This is a genomic window from Paenibacillus koleovorans NBRC 103111 (assembly GCF_004000845.1).
Classification (GTDB): Bacteria; Bacillota; Bacilli; order Paenibacillales; family NBRC-103111; genus Paenibacillus_AA; species Paenibacillus_AA koleovorans.
In genome coordinates this window covers 23,930-30,511 of record NZ_BIMA01000091.1, presented here as the reverse complement: position 1 = coordinate 30,511, position 6,582 = coordinate 23,930, and the positions used below count along the sequence as shown (strand labels likewise).

Sequence of the window (6,582 nt, the reverse complement as noted above, 5' to 3'; positions counted from 1 at the left end):
GCAAGCAGGGAGGTAGCTGTGCAGGAGCGGTAGATTCAAGCCCGTCAGTCGATCGCTAAGTACCTTGCTCTGCAGTCCGACTTCCCAGTAAGTCAATAAAAAACCACCAGGTAGGTGACCTGATGGATCTTGGTTTTTTGGTCGCTGTGATATGTTTGGCCCGTTGGAGGGCAGGCGGGACTCTTATTCAATGATTAGCTTTATGGCGCTTGTTTGACCCGGGTAGGAGTCCATCACAAAGCCGGACGTCCAGACTTTGGCTCTGCGGCCTACGAGCGATGCGCTCAGCTTGGTGTTCGCGCTGACACCGTCAATTTGGAGAATGGCATCCGGCATTAGACCGACAAAGTAAGCCAATGGGTCGGACGAATTGCCGTTTTTCTTCGTTTCGTGGACGATCAACACCCGATTCTCGGCGGCATCGTAGCTCTTGATGATTCCGCTAATGAAAGGTTCTTGCGTACAGCATTCCAAGAACGTTATCTCCAGCGGGAACGGTTCCCCTGCCAGCTCGTACAGCGTGGCTTGGATCGCCTCTTTGTCGGCGGCCGTGAATTTTCGTTCCACGTCCCCTTTGCTGCGGAATTGCATCATAATATGATCTTTGCCGGTCGCGCCCATCATCATTTGGATCTCATGTTTGGTTTCGAAGACAGACTTTTGCGAGAAGAGCTTCTCCTGAATTGCTTTCAGATCTGGAGTGCCGCTTCCCGCAGGAGACTCGCTCGGGGTTGGCGGCGGGAAACTGGGCATGATTGATGGAACTGGAGTCGGCTTCTCGGCAGATTGGCTATTAAGCGTTGCACAAGAACTTAACAACAGCATGACGGCAAACCCGATAAATGCAATGCGAATCATAGGGATCCCCTCCAACGCGATATCTTCTCTTTCACCTTATAACGTTGGAAGGGGATGGATAGTTGCGGATTCCTTTACAGTTTTTCAGAAACAATCTTCGCTTGCGTGAACAGCAGCAAATAGTCGCGGCCGCCTGCCTTCGAGTCGGTGCCGGACATGTTGAATCCGCCGAACGGATGGACCCCGACGAGCGCACCGGTGCACTTGCGGTTGAAGTACAAGTTGCCGACGTGGAACTGTTCCCGCGCCAGCTCGAGATGCGCCCGATTGCGGGAGATGACGGCGCCGGTCAAGCCGTAGTCCGTATTGTTGGCGATGGCGATCGCCTCCTCGAAGGAGCCGGCCTTAATCACCGCCAGCACCGGTCCGAAGATTTCTTCCTGCGCCACACGGGCGGTCGGAGCCACATTGGCAATGACCGTAGGCTCAATGAAGAATCCGTTCGAGTCACTCGGCTGGCCGCCATACGCAATCCGTCCCTCCATGCGACCGATATCAATATACTCCAATATTTTGTTGAAGGCGCTCTGGTCGATGACCGGCCCCATGTAAGTCGATGCCTCGAGCGGCGAACCAACGGTCAGCCGGCTCGTACGTTCAATCACTTTCTCCAGCACCGTATCGTACACCTCCTGGTGGATGACGGCGCGGGAGCAGGCCGAGCATTTCTGACCTGCGAAGCCGAAGGCGGACAACACGATTGCCTCCGCAGCGAGATCTAAATCAGCTTCTCGGTCGACTATGATCGTATCTTTGCCGCCCATTTCGGCGATGACGCGTTTGATCCATTTCTGGCCGGGCTGCGTCTTAGCCGCCCGTTCGTTGATGCGAAGGCCGACTTCGCGCGAGCCCGTAAAGCTGACAAAGCGGGTGAGCGGATGGTCCACGAGGAAATCCCCGATTTCGCCGCCAGGTCCCGGCAAATAGTTGACGACTCCCGCCGGCAAACCCGCTTCCTCCAGCAGCTCGACGAACTTGGCTGCGATCACTTGGGTCGGACTCGCCGGCTTCAGCACGACGGTATTGCCGCAAACAATCGCCGCTGTCGTCATGCCGGCCATGATGGCTAATGGGAAGTTCCAGGGCGGGATGACGACGCCGACGCCCAGCGGGATGTAGATGAGCTCGTTGTCCTCCCCCGGAATACGTGTCAACGGCTGCTTCTCGGCGAGCCGTTCCATTTCGCGCCCGTAAAATTCAAGAAAATCGATCGCTTCCGCTGTGTCGATGTCGGCTTCGGGCCAGCTTTTGCCCGCTTCCCATACCATCCAGGCGGAAAATTCGTGCCTGCGCCGCCGCAGCAGCGCCGCCGCCTTATACAGGACGCGAGCTCTGGCTGCAGCCGGCACCGTACTCCAGCTCTCATATGCAGCCGCCGCCGTCCGAATCGCTTCTTCCGCCAGTTGGCGGTCCGCCTGATCGATTTTGCCGATGACTTGGTTTGTCTGTGCTGGGTTAATGGAGTCTTGGCTGCGTTCGGTTCGGACTCGGCGCCCCCCGATGATCGGCGTGTAAGTCCGTCCCAGCTCGGCCTCGACTTTTTTCAACGCCGCCTCAAAAGCCGTCCTGCTGCTCTCTCGTGTGAAAACCGTGAACGGTTCGTTCCGGTATGTCTCCATCATTCGGCATTCGCCCTCCTTCGCGTGAGCAGAGATAGATGCCCTCTCCTTCATTCTAAGCATGCGAACGAGCTGACGTGACAAGTGCCCGCTACTTTATTTGGGCAAACAAGTGTCGAAGCGGCGGCGGCGGGCATACAATAGTCGAACACTCGAGCGAGCGAGGAGGAACGGACATGCGTTCATCGGAACCCTTCATTCGGCGAACCGAAGCGTACGGCGCGCCGAACTACAACCCGCTGCCGATCGTCGTATCAAAGGCGGAAGGAGTCTGGGTCGAGGATCCCGAAGGCCGGCGCTACATGGATATGCTCAGCGCGTACTCCGCTTTGAATCAAGGCCATCGGCATCCGGCCATCATCCAGGCGTTGAAGGAGCAAGCCGATAAGGTGACGCTCACGTCTCGCGCCTTCCACAATGAGGCGATGGGCGATTTCTATGAGGAGCTAGCGGCATATACCGGGAAACCGATGATTCTGCCGATGAATACAGGCGCCGAGGCGGTGGAGACGGCCATTAAGGCGGCTCGTCGCTATGCTTACGAAGTCCGGGGAGTACCGGATGGCGAGGCGGAGATCATCGTCTGCGAGGGCAATTTCCATGGGCGGACGGTGACGATCACGTCGTTCTCGTCGTCGGACGAGTACCGCCGCGGCTTCGGCCCGTTTACGCCCGGCTTCCGCCTGATCCCCTACGGGTATCTTGAGGCGCTGCGGGCGGCGATCGGGCCGGCGACGGCGGCGTTCCTCGTCGAGCCGATCCAGGGCGAATCCGGCATCGTCATCCCGCCGGACGGCTTCTTGCGCGCGGCGGCGGATTTATGCCGCGAGAACGGGGTGCTGTTCGTCGCCGACGAGATCCAGACCGGCTTCGGGCGCACCGGTCGCCGCTTCGGCTGCGACTGGGAGGGCGTAGAGCCGGACGTGTTCGTGCTCGGCAAGGCGCTTGGCGGCGGCGTGTTCCCCGTCTCGGCCGTGGCGGCCGGGCGCGAGGTGCTCGGCGTCCTCACGCCGGGCTCGCACGGCTCCACGTTCGGCGGCAATCCGCTCGCCTGCGCCGTAGCCCGCGCCGCGCTGCGCGTCGTGCGCGAAGAGAGGCTCGCCGAGCGGTCCGACGCGCTCGGCGCCTACATGCTCGCGCAGCTGCGCGCGATACGGAACGCGCACATCCGCGACGTGCGCGGCCGCGGCCTATTCGTCGGCGTCGAGCTGGGCGTCCCGGCGCGGCCCTACTGCGAGCGGCTGATGGCGGCCGGGCTGCTGTGCAAGGAGACGCACGAGCATATCATCCGCTTCGCGCCGCCGCTCGTCATCACGCAGGAGGAGCTGGACTGGGCGATCGAACGCATCCGGGATGTCCTCGAGGAGAACAAGTAACCCCCTTAATGAAGCTAGTCCGCACAGCGGTCGATCGAGTAGCATCCGTCAGGAGGACGAGGTATAATGTGGGCAACCGCCTAACAGGCACAGCAGCTCACAAGGAGGCTCGATCCGCATGCTCGCAACCGGCCAAACCGCTCCGCTCTTCACTGCGGAAAGCACGCACGGAACGATCCGGCTCGCCGACTACATCGGCAAACAGCCGATCGTGCTCATTTTTTACCCGATGGACGACACGCCGGGCTGCACCGCGCAGCTGTGCGCCGTCCGCGACTCGAAAGCGCTATACGCACGCCACAATGCTTTGGTGTTCGGCGTCAATCAAGGCGGGCTCGACTCGCATCACAAGTTCGCGAAGAAACACGGCTACGACTTCCCGATCATCTCAGACTCCGACAACGAGATCCGCAAAGCGTATGACGTAGGCCGGATGCTCGGCTTGTTCCTGCAGCAGCGCATCGTGTACGTCATCGGTCTCGACGGCCGCATCGCGTTCGCGCGCAAAGGCACGCCTTCGACGGAAGACATCGTCGCCTCGATCAAACCCGAGACCTGATCCGGTCTCGAAAAATAAAAGCCGCCCCAGGCGAGCTCTTCTACAAATGAAGAGCCGCGCCGGGAGCGGCTTATTCCTTATTGCGACAAACGAATCGCCAGCTCGTACAAGTCGCGATCGAATTCCTTCTTCGTGTGCACGACCTTGTCGATGTCCGTGACGACCAGCTCGCCCTTGATGACGCCGCACGCTTTGCCCGAGTCGCCCTCGATCAGCTTGCGCACCGCGAAATCGCCGAGGCGGCTCGCCAGGATGCGGTCATTGTGCGTAGGCGTGCCGCCGCGCTGGATATGACCTAGCACCGTGACACGCGGTTCGATGTCGTGCTGCGCCTTGATATGGTCGGCGACGTTATGCGCACTCCCGTAGCCCTCGGCAACGACGACGATACTATGGCGTTTGCCGGCGTTGAAATTGTCCTTCATCCGGTTGCCGACATCGTCCAGCGAGAACGGCACCTCCGGCACGAGGATCGTCTCCGCGCCGCTCGCAAGTCCGGCATACAAGGCGATATCGCCGCAGTGGCGGCCCATCACTTCCACGATCGACGAGCGCTCATGGGAGCTCATCGTATCGCGCAGCTTGTTGATCGCATCGACGACGATGCTGACAGCGGTGTCGAAGCCGATCGTCAGGTCCGTGAACGGAATGTCGTTGTCGATCGTGCCCGGCAAGCCCATCGTCTTGATGCCCAGCTTGCTCAGCTTGTTGGCGCCTTGGTAGGAGCCGTCGCCGCCGATGACGACCAGTCCGTCGATGCCGCGCTTGCGCAGGTTGTCGGCCCCGAGCTGCTGTCCCTCCGGCGTCATAAATTCCTTGCAGCGAGCCGTCTGCAGAATGGTGCCCCCGCGCTGAATGATGTCGCCTACGCTCCGCAGATCCATTTGCCGGATATCATCGTTGATTAATCCCGCATACCCGCGCTGAACGGCATATACGTCCAAGCCGTGGAACAAGGCGCTGCGCACGACGGCGCGAACCGCCGCGTTCATCCCTTGCGAGTCTCCGCCGCTCGTCAGGACGGCGATCGATTGAATAGAGCTCATCTAGTTATCCACCTTTCTTTCGAATCCAAATACTGTTTACCCAGAAAAACAACCTCGTCATCGGGCTGCCCCGCATGAGTTGCCTGGAAATCGCCTTCACCTGCGGCTGATGATTCACCTTCGGATCGGACAAATACAAGGCAAGCAGACCCTCGATAATCATCCGATGGAAAGAAGCGTCATGAAGCCCGGCAATATCGGATCGAGCACGGTCCACAATCCATGCGATGCGCTCCACCGTCCGGCCCATGTCGTCGTAATAGCTGCAGAAGTTCAAATCGCCGCCGGCCGTATCTTCCTCCTGGTCAATCAAGTAGTCGAGCAAAATATGCAGCCCGCATACATGCGGAAAATAAGCCTCGACGATCGCCTCCGAACGTTCCGGCACCCCATCCTCGTAGGAAGCGGTAAGAAACAAGTAAAATACGCCGAGCGTCGAGCCGGTCGCGGCCGCGAACTCATTCCAGCGCAGCTCCGGGAACGGGCTCCGATTGCGCTCCCACCAGGCGAGCAGCTCGCCTTCGCGCAGGTCCTGCCGAATATGCTTGTACACCTGCAGATCGCAGTACAACCCGACAAGCCGTTCCACGCTCCGCTGTACATGCTCATAACCCGGCAGCAGGCAGACGCAGCTCTGGCAAGTCCGGACGAGCGACTGCAAGTAGCCTCCGTCATCCCGCTCCTCGCGGCAAGCATAATAATCCTGCACCGGCGCCTCTGGGTTGACCGCATCGAGCATCGACTGATGCAGCAAGCGGAAATCGACCGGGTCCAGCGAAGTGCTGCGATCGCACAAATTGTCCAAATAATCGCTGATCGTCTGAAACGCTACGATCAGCGGCAGCAGCACATGCCGCATCGATAAATTCGCCGCAGCGTATACGGAGCCGCCTTCGCAGTGAAACTGCTTGGTCGTCATGCTGGCGATCGCTTGCTTCCGCAGCTCAGGGTCGGGGATCCGTTCCGCCGTCTCCCGCCAACGCTCAAGCTGCGTGCGCACCTCGGGCAGCACATAGCGGTATACCCGCCTCATCAGCGTCACCGGATTGCGGGGAACTCCTGTCTTCGGGGACGTTGTTCTCATCACGGTTATGTCGTTCCTCCATACTCATCCAAGTCCATAA

The 6,582-nt window shown here is 59.7% G+C and carries 6 protein-coding genes; 2 read left to right on the top strand and 4 right to left on the bottom strand.

Annotated elements, in window-relative coordinates; translation table 11 throughout:
- Positions 1 to 183: 183 nt before the first annotated feature.
- Entirely contained in the window at positions 184 to 858 is a 675-nt protein-coding gene (locus PKO02S_RS23890) for a hypothetical protein (RefSeq protein WP_127586896.1), read from the bottom strand.
- 74 nt (positions 859 to 932) lie between these two features.
- Positions 933 to 2,480 carry an L-glutamate gamma-semialdehyde dehydrogenase gene (gene pruA / locus PKO02S_RS23885; protein ID WP_127586894.1) on the bottom strand — a complete coding sequence of 516 codons (1,548 nt, stop codon included), beginning with the start codon at positions 2,478 to 2,480 and terminating at the stop codon, positions 933 to 935.
- Positions 2,481 to 2,653: 173 nt separating this feature from the next.
- Between pruA and PKO02S_RS23880 the strand changes: the two genes are divergently transcribed.
- Both PKO02S_RS23880 and PKO02S_RS23875 read left to right on the top strand, forming a co-directional pair.
- Positions 2,654 to 3,853: an ornithine--oxo-acid transaminase gene (locus tag PKO02S_RS23880; RefSeq protein ID WP_127586893.1), complete on the top strand. Its 1,200-nt coding sequence runs from the start codon at positions 2,654 to 2,656 to the stop codon at positions 3,851 to 3,853.
- 118 nt (positions 3,854 to 3,971) lie between these two features.
- Complete coding sequence (locus tag PKO02S_RS23875; protein ID WP_127586891.1) at positions 3,972 to 4,412, top strand: peroxiredoxin; 441 nt, start codon at positions 3,972 to 3,974, stop codon at positions 4,410 to 4,412.
- 77 nt (positions 4,413 to 4,489) lie between these two features.
- Here PKO02S_RS23875 and pfkA read toward each other — a convergent pair whose 3' ends face one another.
- Entirely contained in the window at positions 4,490 to 5,458 is a 969-nt protein-coding gene (gene pfkA / locus PKO02S_RS23870; RefSeq protein ID WP_127586889.1) for a 6-phosphofructokinase, read from the bottom strand.
- Between the two features lie 4 nt (positions 5,459 to 5,462).
- A complete protein-coding gene (locus PKO02S_RS23865) occupies positions 5,463 to 6,542 on the bottom strand; it encodes a tetraprenyl-beta-curcumene synthase family protein (RefSeq protein ID WP_127586901.1) in 1,080 nt (359 codons plus the stop codon).
- Positions 6,543 to 6,582: the final 40 nt, after the last annotated feature.

Coding starts and splice junctions, on each gene's coding strand:
- PKO02S_RS23890 (WP_127586896.1), bottom strand. CDS start 858: ATGATTCGCATTGCATTTATCGGGTTTGCCGTCATGCTGTTGTTAAGT.
- pruA (WP_127586894.1), bottom strand. CDS start 2,480: ATGATGGAGACATACCGGAACGAACCGTTCACGGTTTTCACACGAGAG.
- PKO02S_RS23880 (WP_127586893.1), top strand. CDS start 2,654: ATGCGTTCATCGGAACCCTTCATTCGGCGAACCGAAGCGTACGGCGCG.
- PKO02S_RS23875 (WP_127586891.1), top strand. CDS start 3,972: ATGCTCGCAACCGGCCAAACCGCTCCGCTCTTCACTGCGGAAAGCACG.
- pfkA (WP_127586889.1), bottom strand. CDS start 5,458: ATGAGCTCTATTCAATCGATCGCCGTCCTGACGAGCGGCGGAGACTCG.
- PKO02S_RS23865 (WP_127586901.1), bottom strand. CDS start 6,542: ATGAGAACAACGTCCCCGAAGACAGGAGTTCCCCGCAATCCGGTGACG.